Annotated in this window: 15 protein-coding genes and 2 pseudogenes; 5 read left to right on the top strand and 12 right to left on the bottom strand. The window is 71.3% G+C overall.

Going from position 1 to position 17990, the window contains the following annotated elements; genetic code table 11:
* Nucleotides 1-49: 49 nt before the first annotated feature.
* On the bottom strand, nucleotides 50-1852 hold the full coding sequence (ggt, locus tag ABZV94_RS13605) for a gamma-glutamyltransferase (protein ID WP_356340400.1): 1803 nt from the start codon (nucleotides 1850-1852) through the stop codon (nucleotides 50-52).
* A gap of 108 nt (nucleotides 1853-1960) precedes the next feature.
* Between ggt and ABZV94_RS13600 the strand changes: the two genes are divergently transcribed.
* A complete protein-coding gene (locus ABZV94_RS13600; protein WP_356340399.1) occupies nucleotides 1961-2707 on the top strand; it encodes a hypothetical protein in 747 nt (248 codons plus the stop codon).
* Nucleotides 2708-2815: 108 nt separating this feature from the next.
* On the top strand, nucleotides 2816-4381 hold the full coding sequence (locus ABZV94_RS13595; protein ID WP_356340397.1) for an alpha/beta fold hydrolase: 1566 nt from the start codon (nucleotides 2816-2818) through the stop codon (nucleotides 4379-4381).
* 46 nt (nucleotides 4382-4427) lie between these two features.
* Here the strand turns inward: ABZV94_RS13595 and ABZV94_RS13590 are convergent, their stop codons facing one another.
* From ABZV94_RS13590 to ABZV94_RS13540, 11 genes and pseudogenes are all read right to left on the bottom strand, one after another.
* Complete coding sequence (locus ABZV94_RS13590) at nucleotides 4428-5306, bottom strand: amino acid ABC transporter permease (RefSeq protein WP_356340396.1); 879 nt, start codon at nucleotides 5304-5306, stop codon at nucleotides 4428-4430.
* Nucleotides 5303-5947: an amino acid ABC transporter permease gene (locus tag ABZV94_RS13585; protein WP_356340395.1), complete on the bottom strand. Its 645-nt coding sequence runs from the start codon at nucleotides 5945-5947 to the stop codon at nucleotides 5303-5305. Before ABZV94_RS13585 ends, ABZV94_RS13590 begins: the two co-directional genes overlap by 4 nt.
* Before the next feature lie 11 nt (nucleotides 5948-5958).
* On the bottom strand, nucleotides 5959-6870 hold the full coding sequence (locus ABZV94_RS13580) for a glutamate ABC transporter substrate-binding protein (protein ID WP_356340393.1): 912 nt from the start codon (nucleotides 6868-6870) through the stop codon (nucleotides 5959-5961).
* Nucleotides 6871-6889: 19 nt separating this feature from the next.
* Nucleotides 6890-7069 (bottom strand): annotated as a pseudogene (locus ABZV94_RS13575) (hypothetical protein); the annotation flags it as partial.
* Between the two features lie 86 nt (nucleotides 7070-7155).
* A pseudogene (locus ABZV94_RS13570) lies at nucleotides 7156-7252 on the bottom strand (amino acid ABC transporter ATP-binding protein); the annotation flags it as partial.
* 133 nt (nucleotides 7253-7385) lie between these two features.
* On the bottom strand, nucleotides 7386-7805 hold the full coding sequence (locus tag ABZV94_RS13565; protein WP_356340391.1) for a DUF6278 family protein: 420 nt from the start codon (nucleotides 7803-7805) through the stop codon (nucleotides 7386-7388).
* Nucleotides 7806-7820: 15 nt separating this feature from the next.
* Nucleotides 7821-8600, bottom strand: coding sequence for an exodeoxyribonuclease III (locus ABZV94_RS13560; protein ID WP_356340390.1), 780 nt, complete (start codon nucleotides 8598-8600; stop codon nucleotides 7821-7823).
* A 42-nt stretch (nucleotides 8601-8642) separates the two neighbouring features.
* The gene (locus tag ABZV94_RS13555; RefSeq protein ID WP_356340389.1) at nucleotides 8643-9278 is read right to left on the bottom strand and encodes an MBL fold metallo-hydrolase; all 636 of its coding nucleotides are present in this window, start codon (nucleotides 9276-9278) and stop codon (nucleotides 8643-8645) included.
* 36 nt (nucleotides 9279-9314) lie between these two features.
* Nucleotides 9315-10604, bottom strand: a complete 1290-nt coding sequence (pcaC, locus tag ABZV94_RS13550) for a 4-carboxymuconolactone decarboxylase (RefSeq protein ID WP_356340388.1) — start codon at nucleotides 10602-10604, stop codon at nucleotides 9315-9317.
* 344 nt (nucleotides 10605-10948) lie between these two features.
* A complete protein-coding gene (locus ABZV94_RS13545) occupies nucleotides 10949-13387 on the bottom strand; it encodes a SpoIIE family protein phosphatase (RefSeq protein WP_356340386.1) in 2439 nt (812 codons plus the stop codon).
* A gap of 67 nt (nucleotides 13388-13454) precedes the next feature.
* Complete coding sequence (locus ABZV94_RS13540) at nucleotides 13455-15917, bottom strand: SpoIIE family protein phosphatase (RefSeq protein ID WP_356340385.1); 2463 nt, start codon at nucleotides 15915-15917, stop codon at nucleotides 13455-13457.
* A gap of 470 nt (nucleotides 15918-16387) precedes the next feature.
* Between ABZV94_RS13540 and ABZV94_RS13535 the strand changes: the two genes are divergently transcribed.
* From ABZV94_RS13535 to ABZV94_RS13525, 3 genes are all read left to right on the top strand, one after another.
* Nucleotides 16388-16801, top strand: coding sequence for a hypothetical protein (locus ABZV94_RS13535; RefSeq protein ID WP_356340384.1), 414 nt, complete (start codon nucleotides 16388-16390; stop codon nucleotides 16799-16801).
* 244 nt (nucleotides 16802-17045) lie between these two features.
* Complete coding sequence (locus ABZV94_RS13530) at nucleotides 17046-17468, top strand: SsgA family sporulation/cell division regulator (RefSeq protein WP_356340383.1); 423 nt, start codon at nucleotides 17046-17048, stop codon at nucleotides 17466-17468.
* Nucleotides 17469-17508: 40 nt separating this feature from the next.
* Nucleotides 17509-17838: an NIPSNAP family protein gene (locus ABZV94_RS13525; protein ID WP_356340381.1), complete on the top strand. Its 330-nt coding sequence runs from the start codon at nucleotides 17509-17511 to the stop codon at nucleotides 17836-17838.
* The last annotated feature ends 152 nt before the right edge of the window (nucleotides 17839-17990 follow it).

The following is a 17990-nucleotide window of genomic DNA, read 5'->3' as shown; positions in this document are numbered from 1 at the left end:
GCCCGGCCCCCAGCGCGCCGCAGCTCGACGCGCCGGGGCCGCACGGCCGTCAGCGGGTCGGACGGACCACCATCGCCGAGCCGCCGCCGCGCCGGACCTTCTCGGCGGCGGCCAGCCACCTGCCGTCGGGCAGCCGTTGCACGCCCGTGGCCGCCCCGATCTCCGGGTTGAGGCTGAAGGAGTGCCCGAGGGCCTCCAGCCGCTTCCTCAGGTCGCTGTTGTAGAGCCCCGGCTCCAGCTCGGTCCTGGCGGCGTTGCGCTGGCTGGCGCGCGGTGCGGCGATCGCGTCCACCAGGGGCAGTTTCCGGTCCAGGAACCCGGTGAGCGTCTGCAGCACGGTGGTGATGATGGTCGCGCCGCCGGGTGAACCGAGCGCCACGACCGGCCGGTTGTGCTGGTCCAGGACGATCGTCGGCGAGATGGAGGAGCGCGGGCGCTTGCCCGGGCCGGGCAGGTTCGGGTCGTGCACGGCCGGGTTGGCCGGGGCGAAGGAGAAGTCGGTCAGCTCGTTGTTGAGCAGGAAGCCCCGGCCCGGGACGGTGATGCCGCTGCCGCCGGTCTGCTCGATGGTGAGCGTGTAGGCGACGACGTTGCCCCACTTGTCGGCCACGGTGAGGTGGGTGGTGTTCTCCCCCTCGTACGTGGTCGGGGCCGCCTTGCCGCCCTGGCCGCAGGGCGCCGGGTGGCGCGGGTCGCCGGGCGCGAGGGGGCTGGTGAGGACCGCGTCGTCCCTGATCAGGCAGGCCCGCGAGTCGGCGTACCGCTGGGACAGCAGCTCCTTCGTCGGCACGTCCTCGAAGGCGGGGTCGCCGACCCAGCGCCCGCGGTCGGCGAAGGCGATGCGGCTGGCCTCGATGAAGTGGTGCAGGTACTGCACCTCGCTCGCCTTCGACAGGTCGGTGTTCTCCAGGATGTTGAGCGCCTCTCCGACCGTGGTGCCGCCGGAGGAGGAGGGCGCGATGGAGTACACGTTCAGACCGCGGTACGACGTCCTGGTGGGCGCCTGGAGCTTGGCGCGGTAGACGGCGAAGTCCTTCTCGGCCAGCTTGCCGGGGCGGGCGTTCCAGCCGGAGGCCGGGTCCACGGGCGGGTGTTCGACCGTCTTGACGATGTCGTCGCCGATGTCCCCGCGGTAGACCGCGCCGACGCCCTGCCGGCCCAGCTGCTCGTAGGTGCGGGCGAGTTCCGGGTTCTTGAACGTGGAACCGACGACGGGCAGCTGTCCGTGGGGCAGGAACAGCTTCACGGTGTCCGGGAAGTAGCGGAACCGGGTCTCGTTGGACGCGGTCTGCGCGCGGAAGGTGTCGTCCACCGTGAAGCCGTCGCGGGCTATGCGCTCGGCGGGCTTCAGCAGGGTGCCGAGCCGCTTGCTGCCCCACTGGTCCAGCGCCTTCTGCCAGGTGGCGGGCGTGCCCGGGGTGCCGACGCTCAGGCCGCTGCTGACGGCGTCGGCGAAGGCGAGCGGCTTGCCGTTCTCCGAGAACAGGTCGGCGTCGGCGCTCAGCGGCGCGGTCTCGCGTCCGTCGATGGTGTGCACCGTACGGGACTTGGCGTCGTAGTAGACGAAGTAGCCGCCTCCGCCGATGCCGGCCGAGTAGGGCTCGGTGACGCCGAGCGCGGCGGCGGTGGCGACGGCCGCGTCCACCGCGTTCCCGCCGTGCTTGAGGACCTCGATGCCGGCGGCGGAGGCGTCGGCGTCGACGCTGGCGACGGCGCCGCCGTAGCCGACGGCCACGGGGACCTTCGCCGGTGTTCTGTCCGCCGAGGCGGCGGGCGGCGCCGCCGCCCCCGTCGACACCACGGCGGCCGAGACCGCCAGAACCGCCAGTTTCCGCGTGCCTGGACGACCCATGCGTACCTCCCGTCGGGACAGTCCGCGCAGCGTAACCGGATCGCCGGTAGTACCGACAGTACGCCTGCGCACCGTCGCCGTCGCCCGGGCCCGCTACCATGCGCGGCCATGAACGACGACGTGCGCAACATCGTCCTCGGGGTCATAGCGGCGGGCATCTCGGCCGCGCTGGGCTGGGTCGCCCGGACGTACCTGTGGAAGCGCCGGCTGCGCCGCAAGCAGGCCTTCTTCGGGCTGCCGGACCACGCCGAGTGCCTGCTGGTGGTCAACCGCAACGCCGGCGGGCCGGAGCTGTCGGTGATGCGGCACGACGTGTTCGCCCTGCTGGAACTGTCCGCCCTCGTCAAGGACTGCAACGCGCACGCGCGGGTGGTGGCGCACGACGCCGCCCAGCAGGGGTTCGGCCAGCGCACGGAGTTCTGCCTCGGCGGTCCCGCCTCGAACCGCCGGATGGAGGCCCACCTCTCCTCCCTGCTGCCGGGCGTGCGGGTGAACACGGAGGCCGCGTCCGGTCCGGACGTCGGCGCCTTCCGGATCGGCGGCGAGGAGTACCGCATGGACGGCGGGCGCGCCGAGTACGTGCTGCTCGCCCGGCTCACCGCGGACGGCGGCCGGGACACCCGCCCGGTGTTCCTCTTCTGCGGCCAGCGGGCGATCACCAACCAGGCGGCGACCCGCTATCTCGCCCGCCACCACGAGCGGCTGGCCCGCAAGTACGGCGGAGGTTCCTTCGTGTTGCTGCTGAAGGTCGTCAACTCCGAGGCGTACGGCCCCGATGTGGTCGAGCTGGTGGCGGACGTGACGCGGGCGGCGCGGACACCGCTGCCGGAGCCCGCTCCGAGCGCCGCCGAGTGACACTTCAACAATCTTTACCCGCACGTAACTTACCGACGGGTTACTTGCGGTAAGAGGGCGCGGTTACCGTCGGGTCACTTTGCACGGACACACGTGAAGGAGTGACCCATGGGACACGGTCGCACCACGCTGCGCGCCTCCGCCGCCGGAGCCGTCTCGGCGGCGCTGCTCGCCGGCTCCGTCGTCGGCCTCGCGCCGGCCGCCGAGGCCGCCCCGAACGTCCGGTTCGTCGACATCAGCGGTGACGGCGGCACCGTACTGAAGGCGAACGTCCTCACGCCCGGGGGCGCCGACGGCTCGCGCCGCTACCCGCTCATCGTGCTGCCCACCAGCTGGGGCCTGCCGCAGGTGGAGTATCTGGCCCAGGCCCAGCAGCTGGCCGACTCCGGCTATGTGGTGCTCACCTACAACGTGCGCGGATTCTGGCAGTCCGGCGGCCGGATAGAAGTGGCCGGTCCGCCCGACACGGCGGACGCCTCCCGGGTCATCGACTGGGCCCTCGCCCACACCCCGGCCGACCCGGAGCACATCGGCATGGCCGGGGTGTCGTACGGCGCCGGGATCAGCCTGCTCACCGCCGCGCACGACAAGCGTGTCAAGGCCGTGGCGGCGCTCAGCGGGTGGGCCGACCTGATCGACTCCGTCTACTCGGGGCGCACCCAGCACCTCCAGGCGGCGGCCGTGCTGGACGGCGCGGCCACCCTCACCGGCCGCGAGAGCCCCGAACTGCGCGCCATCTTCGACAACCTGTACTCCTCGGACCTGTCCAAGGAGCAGGAGATGATCGACTGGGGGCGGAAACGTTCCGCCGCGACCTACGTCGACCAGCTCAACCGCAACGGCGCCGCCGTCCTGCTGGCCAACGCCTGGGGCGACACGGTCTTCCCGGTGAACCAGTACGCCTCCTTCTACGAGAAGCTGACCGTCCCGAAGCGGCTGGAGCTGCGCCCCGGCGACCACGCGACGCCCGAGCTCACCGGTCTGTTCGGGCTGCCCAACGACGTGTGGACGGACACCCGGCGCTGGTTCGACCACTACCTCCGGGGCGCCGACAACGGCGTCGACCGCGAGCAGCCGGTCCGGCTGAAGTCCCGTACCGCGGGGGAGTACGAGGGCTACCCGGACTGGAAGTCGGTCACCGCTACCCGGCGGAAGCTGGCCCTCACCGGCTCACCCACCCTCCACGCCAACGTCGACTCCGGCGCGGACGGCGGGATCGTGTTCCTCTCCAGCATCCTGGACCAGGTCGCCCGGCTGCCGCCCGTCGCCTCCCTGCCGCTGCTGCCGCGCCGCTGGGCGGCCGTGTGGCAGTCGGAGCGGTACGGCGCCGCCCAGCGGGTGCGCGGCACGGCGGCCCTGCACACCACGCTCACCCCGACCAGGGAGAGCGGCACGTTCATCGCCTACCTGTACGACGTGGGCCCGCTGGGCTTCGGCAAGCTGGTCACGCACGCGCCCTGCACCTGGCACGGGCGGACGCCCGGCGAGCCGTTCGCCGTCGACCTGGACCTGTTCTCCACGGCCTACGACGTCCCCGCCGGGCACCGCCTCGCGCTGGTGGTCGACACGGTCGACCCGCTCTACGCCGAGCACAACCCGTCCGGCGCGCAGCTGACCTTCTCCTCGCCCTCGGACGACCCGTCGTACGTGTCCGTCCCGCTCGGCGAGCAGTGATCTCCGGCTGCCGCCGGACGAGCCTGGCCCGTTGAACTGCCGCCCCTCAACGTTTCGGGGCCGTGGGGGGCACCCCACCCGGCAGCAGCGCCCCCGGCCCGGGTGTGGCGACCGCCACCCCCTTGGTCTTGGGGCTGCGCCGCTCCCGCCGGGACACCCAGTCGGCGCACCAGGAGAGCAGCATGCACATCCCGATGTAGATCGGCGAGATCACCATCACCACAGGGATGAACGGCAAATCGTAGTCGAGGTTGGAGGCGATGAGTTTCCCCGCGTGGAGAAACTCCTCGTAGGTGATGAGAAAGCCGAGGGAGGTGTCCTTCAGGGCGACCACCAGCTGGCTGATGATGGCGGGCAGCATCGCGCGCACCGCCTGCGGGACGAGGACGTGCGCCATGACCTGGGACTTGCGCATGCCGAGCGCGAACGCGGCCTCGCGCTGGCCGCGTTCGACGGCGTTCACACCGGAGCGGAAGACCTCGGCGAGCACCGAGCCGTTGTACAGGGTGAGCCCGGCGACCAGCGCGGGCAGCGGCTGCACCTTCAGCGCGACGAAGATGAAGAAGATCATCACCAGGACGGGCATCGCGCGGAAGAACTCCACGACGACCGTGGCGAGCCAGCGCACCGGCCGGTGGTCCGACAGCCGGCCGGTGGCCAGCAGGCCGCCCAGGGCGAGGGAGAGGACGGCCGCGAGGGCGAACGCCTTGAGGGTGTTGCCGAGTCCGCGCAGCAGCAGCTCCTGGATGCCCTCGTACGCGAAGGGCATCCACTTGGTGTACGTGAACTGGCCCGTGGCGAACAGGAGGTACAGGATCCAGGCGAGCAGCGCGAGGATGACGACGGTGGACACCACGGCGTAGACGGCGTGCCGGCGACGGGTGCGCGGGCCCGGGACGTCGTAGAGCGCGGTGGCCCCGGTCATCGGACCGCTCCGAAGGTCCGCTCCAGCACGTTGAACAGGGCGCTGATGGCGAGCGTGATGACCAGGTAGCCGGCGGCGATCCAGACGAACGTCCAGACGATGTCGTAGCCGAGTTCGTTGAGCGTCTTGTAGGTGCCGAGCAGCTCGGTCACGCTGAACGCGCCCGCGATCGCCGAGTTCTTGGCGAGCGCGATGAGGGTCGAGCCGACGGGCGGGATGACGGACCGGAACGCCTGCGGCAGTACCACCAGGGACAGGGTCTGCCCGAAGGTCATCCCGAGGCTGCGGGCCGCCTCGCCCTGCCCCGTGGGCACGGTGTTGATCCCGGAGCGCAGCGCCTCGCAGATGAACGCCGAGGTGTAGCAGCCGAGGGCGAGGACGGCGAACACCTGGAAGGGCAGCACCAGTCCGAAGCGGGGCAGGCCCAGCAGCACCGCGAAGAACAGCAGGGTGAGCGGGGTGTTGCGCAGCACGGTCACCCACACGGTGCCGAAGACCCGCAGCGAGGCGACCGGTGCGACCCGGAAGGACGCCATCAGGAAGCCCAGCGCGAGGGCCAGCAGGGAGGCGTAGACGGTCAGTTGCAGCGTGCCGAGGAAACCGTCGCCGTAGGTGGAGAAGTTGTCGGTCAGTACGTTCATGCCGTCCTCGGTCAGCTCGCCGGATAGCGGTCGATGGCGGGAGGTCTCGGTGCGGGCACGCCGGACAGGCCCAGCGTGGCGTCGTACGCCCTCTTCCAGTCGCCGTCCTTCTCCCGGGCCGCCAGGGCGTCGTCGAGGGCGAAGCGCAGCGCGTTGTCGGCGTGCGGGACGCCGATGCCGTACGGCTCCTCGGAGAACGGCTTGCCGACGACCTTGAGTTCGTCCGGGACCTTGGCCGCGTAACCGATCAGGATGGCGTCGTCGGTGGTGACGGCGTCGACCTGGTAGGTGAGGAGGTTGTCCACGCAGACCGAGTAGGTGTCGTAGGCGACCAGGACCGCCCTCGGGTAGTCGGCCCTGATGCGCTGGTACGGCGTGGAACCGGCCGCCGAGCAGACGCGTTTGCCGGCGAGGTCCCGCGGGCCGTGGATGTCGTCCTCGTCCTTGCGGACCAGGAGCGACTGGCCGGCCAGGTAGTAGGGGCCGGCGAAGCCGACGAGCTTCTTGCGGCCGGCGTTGATGGTGTAGGTGCCGACGTAGTAGTCGACCTGGCCGTTCTGCAGGGCGGTCTCGCGGTTGGCGGAGGCGATCGTGCGGAAGCGGACGGTCTGCGGCGGGAAGCCGAGGGAGGCGGACATCATCTTGGCGATCTCGATGTCGAAGCCGGAGTAGGTGCCGGTGGCCGGGTCCCTCTCGGCGAGGTAGGGCTGGTCCTCCTTCGCACCGACGACGAGGTGGCCGCGCTTCTTCGCCCGGGTCCAGGTCGGGGAGGCGGGCAGGCGGAAGTGCCGGGCCACCTGGTAGTGCGGGAGCTTCTCGGGCGCCGGGCCCTTGCCGGGCGGGCTGCCCTCCTTGCCGCAGGCGGCGGCCAGCAGGGCCAGGAGGGCGCACAGGGCGCGGGGCACGCGGGTGGGACGGAACACGGGTCGCACTCCCCCGGGGTCAGTGCTCGAGGATCTTGGAGAGGACGTCCTTGGCGCGGTCGCGGCGCGGGTTGGTGGAGAACTCGTCCGGGCCGCGGTCCTCGACGATCCGGCCGTCGGCCATGAACCGGGGAGGCACCCCCGGCCGCCGGCCGCCGGAGAGCCGGGCGGGGTACTTGTCGGCCTGGTTCAGCAGGCCGCACGCGTCCCTCGCCCGGGTCGAGGTCCGCGGGCGCGGCAGGGACGACGCCGACCGCCGCTCCCGGGAACTCCTCGACCGCGTGCCTCGCCCCGGCCCACGGTGAGGTCGATCCCGCAGGACGCGCAGCTCCCCGTCGTGCTTGTTGACGTTCCGCAGCTCGATCAACGGATCGACGGCCATCCGCGGCCCCACCCACTCTCAGCTGTGTCCTGGTGCCGCAACCTATCCAGACGACAGCGGAGTTGAGGGGCGACACGCACCATCCGGGCAATAGCCGTATTTACGCCAAGAGGGGTATGCGGGCAGCGTGGCGTCAGGTCTCGGCGATCTCCGCGTACAGCTGGGACAGCTCGGGAACCCCGCTCACCGCCCACTCCTCCCCGGCCGGCACCACCTCCACCGCACGGCCGGAGGCGAGGCGTACGACGGGCTCGCCGTCGGGCCGGATCCGCCAGGCGGCGCCGGGCACGGTGCGCACCACGACCGTGCCCAGGTACAGCCCGGCGTCGTGGCCCAGCCAGGGCAGCGTCTCCGGGTCGTCCCGCCAGCGCGGGACCATCTGGTCCAGGGCCTCCAGGGAGGCCGGGGTGTCGTCGAGGCGGACACCCGCCCGAGCCGCCTGCGAGCGCAGCAGCTCGCACTCGGACAGCAGCGCGGCGACCGCCTCGGGGTCGGCGCGGAGCACCGCTTCAGCCTTCTTCGCGTGCCGGGGGCCCAGGAACGGAAGGTGCATGGACCCAGCGTGGCATCACACGTCCAGGTCGACCACCACCGGCGCGTGGTCGGAGGCACCCTTGCCCTTGCGCTCCTCGCGGTCGACGTAGGCGTCCTTGACGGCCTTCGCGAAGGGCTGGTTGCCGTAGACCAGGTCGATGCGCATGCCGCGGTTCTTCGGGAAGCAGAGCTGGCGGTAGTCCCAGTAGGTGAACGGGTGGTCGTACTTCAGCGGGCGCGGCACGACGTCGTCCAGGCCGGCCTCGCGCAGGGCGGCCAGCGCGGCGCGCTCGGCCGGGGTGACGTGGGTGGAGCCCGCGAAAGCGGCCGGGTCGTAGACGTCGTCGTCCGTCGGCGCGACGTTGTAGTCGCCCAGCACCGCGAACGGGCGGCTGCCCTGCGCGTCGCCGTACACGGCCGCCCTCAGGGCCTCGAACCACTGGAGCTTGTACGCGTAGTGCGGGTGGCCGACCTCGCGGCCGTTCGGCACGTACACCGACCAGACGCGGACCGGGCCGCAGGTCGCCGAGAGGGCGCGCGGCTCGGTCACGCCGTCGAAGCCCGGGTCGCCGGGCAGGCCCTTGACCACGTCCTCGATACCGACGCGGGAGAGCACCGCCACCCCGTTCCACCGGCCGGTCGCGTGGACAGCGGCCTCGTAGCCCAGCTCCCGGAGCTGGTCGAACGGGAACTGCTCCTCGGCGATCTTGGCCTCCTGGAGGCAGAGCACGTCGGTGCCGCTGCTCTCCAGCCAGGCCAGCAGCCGGGGAAGGCGGGCGGTGATCGAGTTCACGTTCCAGGTAGCGATGCGCATGCCTCACAACCTACCTGGCGGGTCCGACAACGGTCCGTGCGCTCAGAGCTCGGTCCACGCCCCCGGGTGGAGCCGCTGGTGTTCCGTGCCGCCCAGGCGGCCGAGGTGGCCCTCGTAGATCGGCAGGGCGAGGTCGGTGAGCAGGGCGTCGTGGACGTCGTACGCGCGCCGCGGGGCCACCTCGCGGACGTAGTCGATCACCTCGGAGATCTTGTTCCAGGGGGCCATCACCGGCACCAGCAGCGTCTCCACCGCCTGGCCGGGCACGGTGAGGGCGTCGCCGGGGTGGAAGACCCGGCCGCCGTCGATCAGGTAGCCGACGTTGGTGATGCGCGGGATGTCCGGGTGGATCACCGCGTGCAGCTCGCCGTGGACCTGGACGTCGAAGCCGGCGGCGGTGAAGGTGTCGCCGTGGCCGACGGTGTGCACCCGTCCCGGGAAGGCCGCCCCGATCCGCTCGGCGACCGACGTCAGCGTCCAGATGCGGGCGGCCGGGTTGTTCTCCATGGCGGCCCGCAGCCGGAACTCGTCGAAGTGGTCCGGGTGCTCGTGCGTGACCAGGATGGCGTCCGCGCCGAGGGCGGCGTCCTCCTCGGAGAACCCGCCCGGGTCGATGACGAGGGTCTGCCCCTCTTTCTCCAGGCGGACGCAGGCGTGGGACTTCTTCGTCAGCTTCATGTCTCCCCATCCTGCCGTCTGCGGCCGCCCGGGGCGCTACTCGGCGGGCGTGGTCTCCTCCCGGATCACCTGCTGGGCCACCCGGAACGCGCTGTTCGCGGCCGGCACCCCGCAGTAGACGGCCGTGTGGAGCAGCACTTCCTTGATCTCGTCCGGGGTGAGCCCGTTGCGCAGGGCCGCCCGGGTGTGGAAGGCCAGCTCCTCCAGGTGGCCGCCCGCGACCAGCGCGGTGAGCGTGATGCAGCTGCGGGTACGGCGGTCCAGGCCGGGCCGGTTCCAGACCTCGCCCCAGGCGTAGCGGGTCACGAACTCCTGGAAGTCCCCGGAGAACTCGCCGGCCTGCGCCAGCGCCCGGTCCACGTGGGCGTCGCCCAGCACCTCCCGGCGGACCTTCAGCCCGGTCTGGTACCGGTCCGGCTGCCCGGCGGGCCGCTCCGGTACGGCGGCCGGGGCGATCTCGGCGACCGGCGCGGGCTGCGGCGGGGCGGCCGGGACGGGGGCGGCCGGCATCCCCGGCAGGGCGGTCTGGCCGGTGTCGTAGGGCTGCTGCCAGGCGGTGGAGAAGTGGTGGACGAGCAGGTCGGTGACGGCGGCGGGCTGCTCGACCGGCACCAGGTGGGAGGCGCCGGGGACGACGGCGAGCCGGGCGTCCGGGATGCCGGCGACCAGGGTGCGGGCCTCGGCCGGGCCGGTGACCTGGTCGTCGGAGCCGACCAGCACCAGGGTCGGCACCCCCACCCGGCCCAGCTCGGGCCGTACGTCGAAGGCGGCCAGGGCCTCGCAGGCGGCGATGTAGCAGCCGGGGTCGGTGGTGCGGACCATCTGCACGGCCCACTCGGTGATCGCGGGCTGCGCGGCGGCGAACCCGCCCGTGAACCAGCGGTCGGGGGCCGTCCGGGCGATCGGGTCGAGGCCGTTGGTGCGCACGACCACCCCGCGCTGGCGGAACTCGTCGGCGGTGCCGAACCGGGGCGAGGCCGCGACCACGGCGAGGGAGGCGAGCCGCGCGGGGTGCCGCAGGGCCAGCTCGATGCCGATCGCGCCGCCCAGCGCACAACCCGCGTAGCCGAACCGCTGCACGCCGAGCGCGTCCAGCGTCGCCAGCAGCCGGGCGCTGAGCTCGGCGACCGATCCGGCCGGGTGTGCCGGGGCGCCGCCGTGACCGGGCAGATCGAACCGGAAGACCCGCCACTGCTTGGCCAGCTCCGGAACCTGGCGGTCCCACATGTGCCATGTGGTACCCAGTGAGGGACCCAGGATCAGGACCGGTGCGTCTTCTGGCCCGTCGAAGCGGTATTGCAAGGTGTTCGGGGGTGTCTCACTCACGCCCAGACCCTCTCACGACTCACGACTGCCCCTCCAACGAGGGTTGCGAGTGCACAGGTGCGACCAGGTGGAAGACCTCCCGGGCCGGGTCTTGCCCTCCTTGCTGCGGCGTTCGCGGTACTCCTGGGCGCGCGGGTCGACGCGCAACGCCCTGGGCCGGCAGGTGGCGGGACAGGGCCGCCCCGAAGGAACCGGTCCCTTCCACTCCGGCCGCCGCACCGCGAAGAGCAGCTCGCCAAGATCGCGCAGGAGGTCGGCCTGCCGAAATACGGCGGCAGCGCGCCTGCCACCGTAATCAGCGGCGCGGGAACCCAGCCGAATTCTGAGACGGCCACAGGGCGTGATCAGTGGGCGCGCGTGATCGGCTGTTCGGACCAGATGGTCTTGTGGTTCCGGCCGTGGCGGCAGCCCCAGCGCTCCGCGAGTTGGGCGACGAGGAACAGTCCGCGTCCACCCTCGTCGGTGGTGCGAGCGCGGCGCAGACGGGGTTGGGCGGTGTTGGAGTCGGTGACCTCGCAGACCAGGACGTGGTGCCGAATCAGTCGCAGCTCCGCAGGCGGACGACCGTGGCGGATCGCGTTGGTGACCAGTTCACTGACGATGAGCTCGGTGGAGAGGAGGAGGTCGTCCAGGCCCCACGCGGTGAGTTGGCGGGTCGCCCATCCCCGGGCGTCCGAGACGGCAGCCGGATCGGCCGGTATCTGCCAGTGAGCGGTGTCCTCGGCCGGTACGGCGCGGGTGCGTGCCAGCAGCAGGGTCGCATCGTCCCGTGGCGCTTCGTCCACCAGATGGTCGAGGAGGGTCCTGCCGGTCTCCTCCAGCGCGCGGTCCGGGCGGCAGGAGGCGGCGAGGGCATCGGTCAGCCGCTGGAGCCCGTCGCAGCCGTCGTGTGTGGCTTGCTGGACCAGGCCGTCGGTGTAGAGCACGAGGACGCTGCCCGGCTCGAGGTCGATCGTGGTTGTCTCGTACGGCATGCCGGAGACGGCGAGGGGCGGCCCCGGGAGTATGCCGACGGCTTCGGCACTCCCGTCGGGCCGCACGAGCACGGGCGGCGGGTGCCCGGCACTGGCCATGGCGCAGCGTCGGGTGACCGGGTCGTAGACCGCGTACAGACAGGTGGCGCCCATGACGTCGTGGTCGCCAGGGGGTGCTTCCGCCGCGAGGCGCTGGACCAGGTCGGCGAGACGCGTGAGCAGTTCGTCCGGCTCCAGTTCGAGGTCGGCGAGGGTCTGGATGGCAGCGCGCAGACGGCCCATGGTGGCACTGGCGGGTATGCCGCGGCCGATCACGTCTCCGGCGACGAGGGCCAGCCGGAGAGCCGGCAGGGGTATGGCGTCGTACCAGTCGCCGCTGGTGCCGCCCCCACGGTTTGTGGGCAGGTAGACGCCGGCGGTCTCGGCTGCCGGAGTGTCCGTCGTGGCCGGGGGAAGGAGTCTTTGCTGCAGGGCCATGGCCGCTCTGTGCTCGCGTGCGTAGCGGCGGGCGTTGTCGATGGCGAGTGCTCCCCGTGAGGCGATCTGCCTCATGAGATCCACCTCGTCCCCGGTGAACGGTTCGGAGGGGCCGGTTCGCCAGACCACGATCGCTCCGAGGGTGAGGCCGCGGGCGTGCAGCGGTGCCACCATCACCGCCTGGACGTCGTACGGGAGGAACTGCTCGGCCGCACGTGGGCCGCCGATCAGGGCGATGTAGTCGTCCCGGTCGTAGACGACCGTCTCGCCGTGCTGGAAGCGGCGCAGGAGGGGGTGGTCGGACAGGGATGGGACGAGGTTGCCGCGCTGGATGCCGGGCGGCCAGTCCGCGGTGGCCGGCGCCAGGGCGGCGTTGCGCAGATGCGGATCTCCGCCACCCAGCCGCTCTGCGGGTTCGCCACCGTCGAAGACGGCGTCCGCAAGGTCGACTGCTGCGAGATCACCGAAGGCGGGTACAAGGGCGTCCGCGAGGTCGTGGGCGGTCCGCACGGCATCCAGGGAGCCCCCCACCCGCTCGGCGACCGCGTGGGCAAGATCCAGCTGTCGGCGGGCACGCAGTTGGCCGGTGTCGTCTATGTACAGGGCTGCGACTCCCGCAGGGCGTCCTCGCGCGTCCTCCAGACGGAAGGCGGACAGCGACAGCGGGTGTCGCCGCGCCGGATGGTGTCGCCGGCTCACTCGCTGGTGCCTGTGGATCACCGGGACGCCCGTCTCGAGCACCTGCCGCAGTACCGCTTCGATGGTCTCGGCGTCCTCGGCGCACAGCACGTCGCTCAGTCGGGCGCCGGGCTGTACGGGACGGCCCTCGGGAGTGTCCGGCATGGCGTTCGTCTGCACAGTGGTGAGATCCGTGTCGTGCAGGGCGATCGTGATCCTGTTCTGCGCGGTCAGTGCGCGCAGGAGGGCTGCGCCGTGCCGGTGGTCGGCGACGTGAGGAGTGGGGGCCGCGAGCACGAGGAAGTCCGCCGAGCCGCTCACCCGTGTGGTCCGGAATGTGACGTCGATCGTGTTCCCGCGCTGGTGACGCAGTCGTACCCGACCGGTCGCCGGCACGTGTGCGGCCCCGCGCGGGTCGTGCGGGAGGTCTGCCACGAGCTCCCGCACGGGGCGGCCGTGGACCTCGTCGGCGCAGAACCCGGTCAGGTCCTGTGCTGTGTCGGTCCACCCCACCACCGTGCCCCGATCGTCGAGCACTGCCGCGGCCAGACCGTCGAAGGCGTGCGGCCGGCCGCCGGGGTCGGCGCCGAAGACGCTCGTCGCACCTCGAAAGGCGCCTGCCGGGTCGGCGTTTTCAACATCCGATGGGCCCATGTCTCTGGCTTTCATTACTAGGTGCCGCGACTACGGCAGATGGGGATCCTGTGGCGGCTGTCGGCGCTCAGCGGGCACCTGTTGGGGATCGCAGGTCCTGTTCGGCCCAGACGACCTTGCCGTCTGCCACGGAGCGGAAACCGCACCTGCGCGACAGCCGACCGACCAGGTGAAGGCCGCGGCCGTGCTCGTCGAGATTGCCGGGATGGCGGGAGCGTGGCTGACCGGTGTTGGTGTCGGAGACTTCGCAGGTAAGCACCCGGTGCTGGATGAGCCGTAGGCCGATCGGGCCGTCGCCGTGGCGGATCGCGTTGGTGACCAGTTCACTGACGAGCGACTCCACGTCCGTCACCAGCGGCTCCAGACCCCATTCACGGAGTTGACGGGCAGCCAGACGCCGGGCGGTCGGGACGGTGACGAGTTCGTTCGGCAGATCCCAGGACGCGACTTGGGCGGGTGGCAGGGCGCGCGTCCGCGCAAGGAGCAGGGTGACGTCGTCGGCCGGTGCCTGCGCCGACAAGGTCTCCATCGCCCGCGAGCACAGGTCCTCCAGGGCGGCACCGGGCTGTGCCAGGGCGGCGCCCAGACGCCGCAGGCCGACGTCGATGTCCTCGCCGCGGGACTCCACCAGGCCGTCGGAGTAGAGGGCGAGCACGCTTCCTTCGGGCAGTTCCAGTTCCACGGACTCGAAAGGCACCAGGCCGAGACCGAGGCCCAGCGGGGCTCCGGCCGGCAGGTCGGGGACGGTGACCCGGCCCTGTGCGTCGACGACCAGGGGCGGTGGATGCCCGGCCCGTGCCAGCGTGCACCGTCGGGACACCGGGTCGTAGACGGCGTACAGGCAGGTGGCACCGACGACCGAGGGAAGCCGGTCTGTGTCGTCGGCGTCCTCGTCGTTCAGTCGCCGGACCGTGTCGTCGAGGCGCGCCAGCAGTTCGTCCGGGGGCAGGTCGAGGTCCGCGAGCGTGCGCACGGCGGTGCGCAACCTGCCCATGGTCGCCGCGGCGTTGATGCCGTGTCCCACCACGTCGCCGACGACCAGGGCCACCCGTGCGCCGGACAGCTCGACCACATCGAACCAGTCGCCCCCCACACCGTGGTCCATGTCGGCGGGCACATAGCGCGAGGCGACCTCGACGGCAGCACCGCCCTGCACCCGGTGAGGGAGCAGGTCGCGCTGCAGCGCGAGAGCGGCGGTGCGCTCGCGCGCGTACTGGAGCGCGTTGTCCAAACAGAGCGCGGCCCTGGTGACCAGCTCCTCGGCGAGGAGCAGGTCGTCCTCCTGGAACGGCGTCTGTTCCGTGGAACGGCCGAACAGCGCCAGTCCCAGCACGCGGCGCCGGGCACGGATGGGTACGACCATCAAGGAGTGGACGCCGCTGTCGCGTACTTTCTGCGCCCTCACCGCGTCATGGTCGACCCATGGGCCGGAACGGGTGTCCAGCATCGGCTCCAGGTACGACCGTCCCGTGCGCATGGCAGCGGAGAACGGCGAGTCGGGGTGGGGGTGGACCACTTCTTCACGTACCCACGGCAACTCGAGGAGACCCAGGTCGACGGAGGCCAGACCGGCACGGCGCAGCAGCGGCGGTCGGCCACTGGTCGTGCCGGTTCGTGCAGGCGGCTCGACGCCGAACGGAACGAACTCCACGAGATCGACCAGCGCGTGGTCGGCCAGCAGGGGCACGGTGAGCTCTGCCAGTTCCTGGGCGGTCTGCATCACGTCGAGGGTGCTGCCGATGTGCGTGCTGGCCTCGCTGAGGATGGCGAGGCGCTCGCGCGCCCGCTTGTTTCCGGTGACGTCCACGGTCATGGAGCACACGCCCAACGGGGTGCCGTCCGCGCCCTGCAGACAGAAGAAGGAGGCGGAGAACGCATGTTCACGGGGCCGGTCCGCAGGCGGCCACGCACGGTACTCGTGCACCGTCGTCGTGCCGCTCTCCAGCACCTGTCGCATCACGACCTTGAGCGCTTCGGCCTCGACGGCGGGCAGTGAGTCTTTCAGACAGCGCCCGAAGCGTCGGTGACGAGGCACGCCGTCGTGCCGCTCCATGGCGTCGTTCACCCAGACACAGCGCAGCTGCGCGTCATAAACGACGATGCCGATCGGGGCTCGGGCAAGGAGCGACTCCCGCACCGGTCCCCCGGTCGCCCCCGAGGACAGGGAACCTATGTCCGTCACGGACGCCAGCCACCGGGTGTCGTCGCCCTGTCCCCGTAGCAGCGAGACCCGCAGCGTCATCCTGAGCGTGTGGCCGTCGCGGTGGCCTATCGCGACGGTGCCGGACCAGCCGCCCCGCGCACGGCACTGCTCGGCGAACGCCAACGCCCTCCGGGCGTCCTCGGGAGGCGGCAGCACGTGTGCGGCGGACCGGCCCACCACTTCCCCGGCCGCATAACCGACGAGCTGCTGAGCGGCGTGCGTCCAGCCCACGACGATGCCCTCGGCATCCATCATCGCTATCGCCGCATCGGGCGCCTCCGGGAGGCTCACCGGCTCGGCGAGGAGGGTGTGGTCAGTGTTGGTCATCGCGGTCCATCCCATCGGTGCGGAAGTAGGAGCGTCGGCGTGTGGTCCGGCGACCCTGTGTGCAGCGGTGGTGAACAGCGATGTCCCGGTGAGCGGCACACGGTGCGATATGTGTCCATATCAGAGCAATTCGCCTCTTCTGATGAAATCATCAGATGTAATGGCTTGGGCGTCAAGACCCTCATAGGTGATGGAACAGTCAGATACAGGCGCACACGCCTGCCGAGTCCGGCGCGCCAACAGATGTCGCTCTTCCGCGCGAGCCGCCACCCGTACCAAGCGGATGACCCCTATGCCAGCCGGTCCACGGTCGCCTTCGTCACTTCGACATTTCCATACGACGTATGGTAACAATGAAAACGCGCTTCCATACGACGTATGGAACCGCTCGCTCGGACCACACCGGGCGTCATGCATCGCCTGGCAGAACCGCCGTTGGCCCAGATCACCCCCCTCGGGAAGGAAAGATCATGAACAAGCTTGCGAAGCGCATCGCCCTCACTGTCTCCTCCGTCGCGGTCGCCGGTGCCGCCTGCCTCGGTACCGGTGGCACCGCTTCGGCCGCACCCCTTGCGTCCACGCACGCCCAGCACCCGACCGGCGGGGCCGTGGCCGCCGATCACAGCTGGGACCACGGTGTCGGCTACCTGCTCGAGCGGGGCTACTCCTGCGACGAGACCCGCGGCTGGCACCAGGACCGCCACGGCAGCGATGCGACCCGGCACGACTGCGACGGGCTCTACTACCGCGATGGCGACTTCTACCGCTGGGAGGACGAGGGACACGGCTGGACGTCCGACAGGTCCTACCGCCACGACGCAGACCGCTGCGAGCACGCCGGCGGGGGCAGGCATTACGACGACCTGGGCCGCGACGACCGGTGAGACGGGTATCGGCCATGTGCGCAAGCAGTTCCCCTCGGCGCTGTCCCTGCCGACGGCGGAGATCCGTCTGGCGGTCCGGGGGCGGCGTCCCCGACCGCCGGCCGGGTGAGTGCAGCGCCACTCCTCATGCGGTGCGCCGGTGCCGTCCGGCGCCCGCGCCCCGCTGTACCGCCTCCGCCCGCGCTGCCTCTTCGCCGCAGCCCGGTGTGAGGCACCGCCGAGCCCTGCCCGGGAGCGGAAGCCGATGAAGAAGTCCTTGAGGGTCGTGGAGCGGCGGGTGGCCGTACGGCTGGTCGTCTCGCACGTCTCCTCGTTGCCCCTGTGCGTACGTCTGCGCTACGAGCCCGCTGATCCCTATGTCGTCCGTGCCGCCTTCTTCGTCGACTGTGACAAGCCGGTCGAATGGGTCCTGGGGCGCGACCTTCTGGCTGACGGTCTGGAGGGTGCCGCAGGCCACGCGGACGTCCGGATCTGGCCGGCCGCGGGGCGGGGTGACGAGTCGATCCACATCGCCCTCGGTTCTTCCGCAGGCACCGCCTTGCTCGAGGTCCCCGTGCAGGACGTCTCGTCCTTCCTCCAGGACACCCAGGCTCTGGTGCCACGGGGGACCGAGTCCGGACTCATCGACTGGGATGCCGAACTGGCACACCTCCTCCCCCGAGGCTGACCGCCGACCATCCATGTTCAGAAGTGAAGGAACCACTGTCATGTCCCAGTACCAGCTTCGCGTCTACACCCTGCGCAGCTCCGACGCGCTCACCGCCTACGAGAAGATCTGGGCCCGGCACGTTCCCGGTATGGCCGAACACCGGATCACCACCCACGGCGTGTGGACGGTGCCCGCGGCGCCTGGAAGCGACACTCCCCGGCTGTACGCCCTCGTTTCCTACAAGGACACCGACGACGTGCGGGAGCGGCTGGAGGCGTATCTGGCGAGTCCTGAATTCCGCGCGGACATGGAGGGCTTCGACATCAGCCAGATCGTCGGCCTCGACGAGACCCTCCTGACGCCCACCGTGGACTCACCCTTGCGCTGACGGCCGGCCTGCGACGAGTGACGCGGCCAGATGGGCCGGTAGCCGGCAACCGTTGGCCACATCTCCCTGATGGCCCCGGCCGGCAGTGGTGGCCTCGCCTGCTCCCGTCGGCCGGACGCCCTTGCGACGGCGCGAAGAACCGCTCCTGCGGG

The sequence above is a fragment of the Streptomyces sp. NPDC004658 genome (genome assembly GCF_040609555.1).
Classification (GTDB): Bacteria; Actinomycetota; Actinomycetes; order Streptomycetales; family Streptomycetaceae; genus Streptomyces.
This window is presented reverse-complemented; position numbering and strand designations above follow the sequence as displayed.

Bases quoted from the DNA above. Each gene is read 5' to 3' on its own strand.
- ggt (WP_356340400.1), bottom strand. From the start codon at position 1,852: ATGGGTCGTCCAGGCACGCGGAAACTGGCGGTTCTGGCGGTCTCGGCC.
- ABZV94_RS13545 (WP_356340386.1), bottom strand. From the start codon at position 13,387: ATGGGCCCATCGGATGTTGAAAACGCCGACCCGGCAGGCGCCTTTCGA.
- ABZV94_RS13590 (WP_356340396.1), bottom strand. From the start codon at position 5,306: ATGACCGGGGCCACCGCGCTCTACGACGTCCCGGGCCCGCGCACCCGT.
- ABZV94_RS13585 (WP_356340395.1), bottom strand. From the start codon at position 5,947: ATGAACGTACTGACCGACAACTTCTCCACCTACGGCGACGGTTTCCTC.
- ABZV94_RS13595 (WP_356340397.1), top strand. From the start codon at position 2,816: ATGGGACACGGTCGCACCACGCTGCGCGCCTCCGCCGCCGGAGCCGTC.
- ABZV94_RS13540 (WP_356340385.1), bottom strand. From the start codon at position 15,917: ATGACCAACACTGACCACACCCTCCTCGCCGAGCCGGTGAGCCTCCCG.
- ABZV94_RS13560 (WP_356340390.1), bottom strand. From the start codon at position 8,600: ATGCGCATCGCTACCTGGAACGTGAACTCGATCACCGCCCGCCTTCCC.
- ABZV94_RS13525 (WP_356340381.1), top strand. From the start codon at position 17,509: ATGTCCCAGTACCAGCTTCGCGTCTACACCCTGCGCAGCTCCGACGCG.
- ABZV94_RS13535 (WP_356340384.1), top strand. From the start codon at position 16,388: ATGAACAAGCTTGCGAAGCGCATCGCCCTCACTGTCTCCTCCGTCGCG.
- ABZV94_RS13530 (WP_356340383.1), top strand. From the start codon at position 17,046: ATGAAGAAGTCCTTGAGGGTCGTGGAGCGGCGGGTGGCCGTACGGCTG.
- ABZV94_RS13565 (WP_356340391.1), bottom strand. From the start codon at position 7,805: ATGCACCTTCCGTTCCTGGGCCCCCGGCACGCGAAGAAGGCTGAAGCG.
- ABZV94_RS13555 (WP_356340389.1), bottom strand. From the start codon at position 9,278: ATGAAGCTGACGAAGAAGTCCCACGCCTGCGTCCGCCTGGAGAAAGAG.
- ABZV94_RS13600 (WP_356340399.1), top strand. From the start codon at position 1,961: ATGAACGACGACGTGCGCAACATCGTCCTCGGGGTCATAGCGGCGGGC.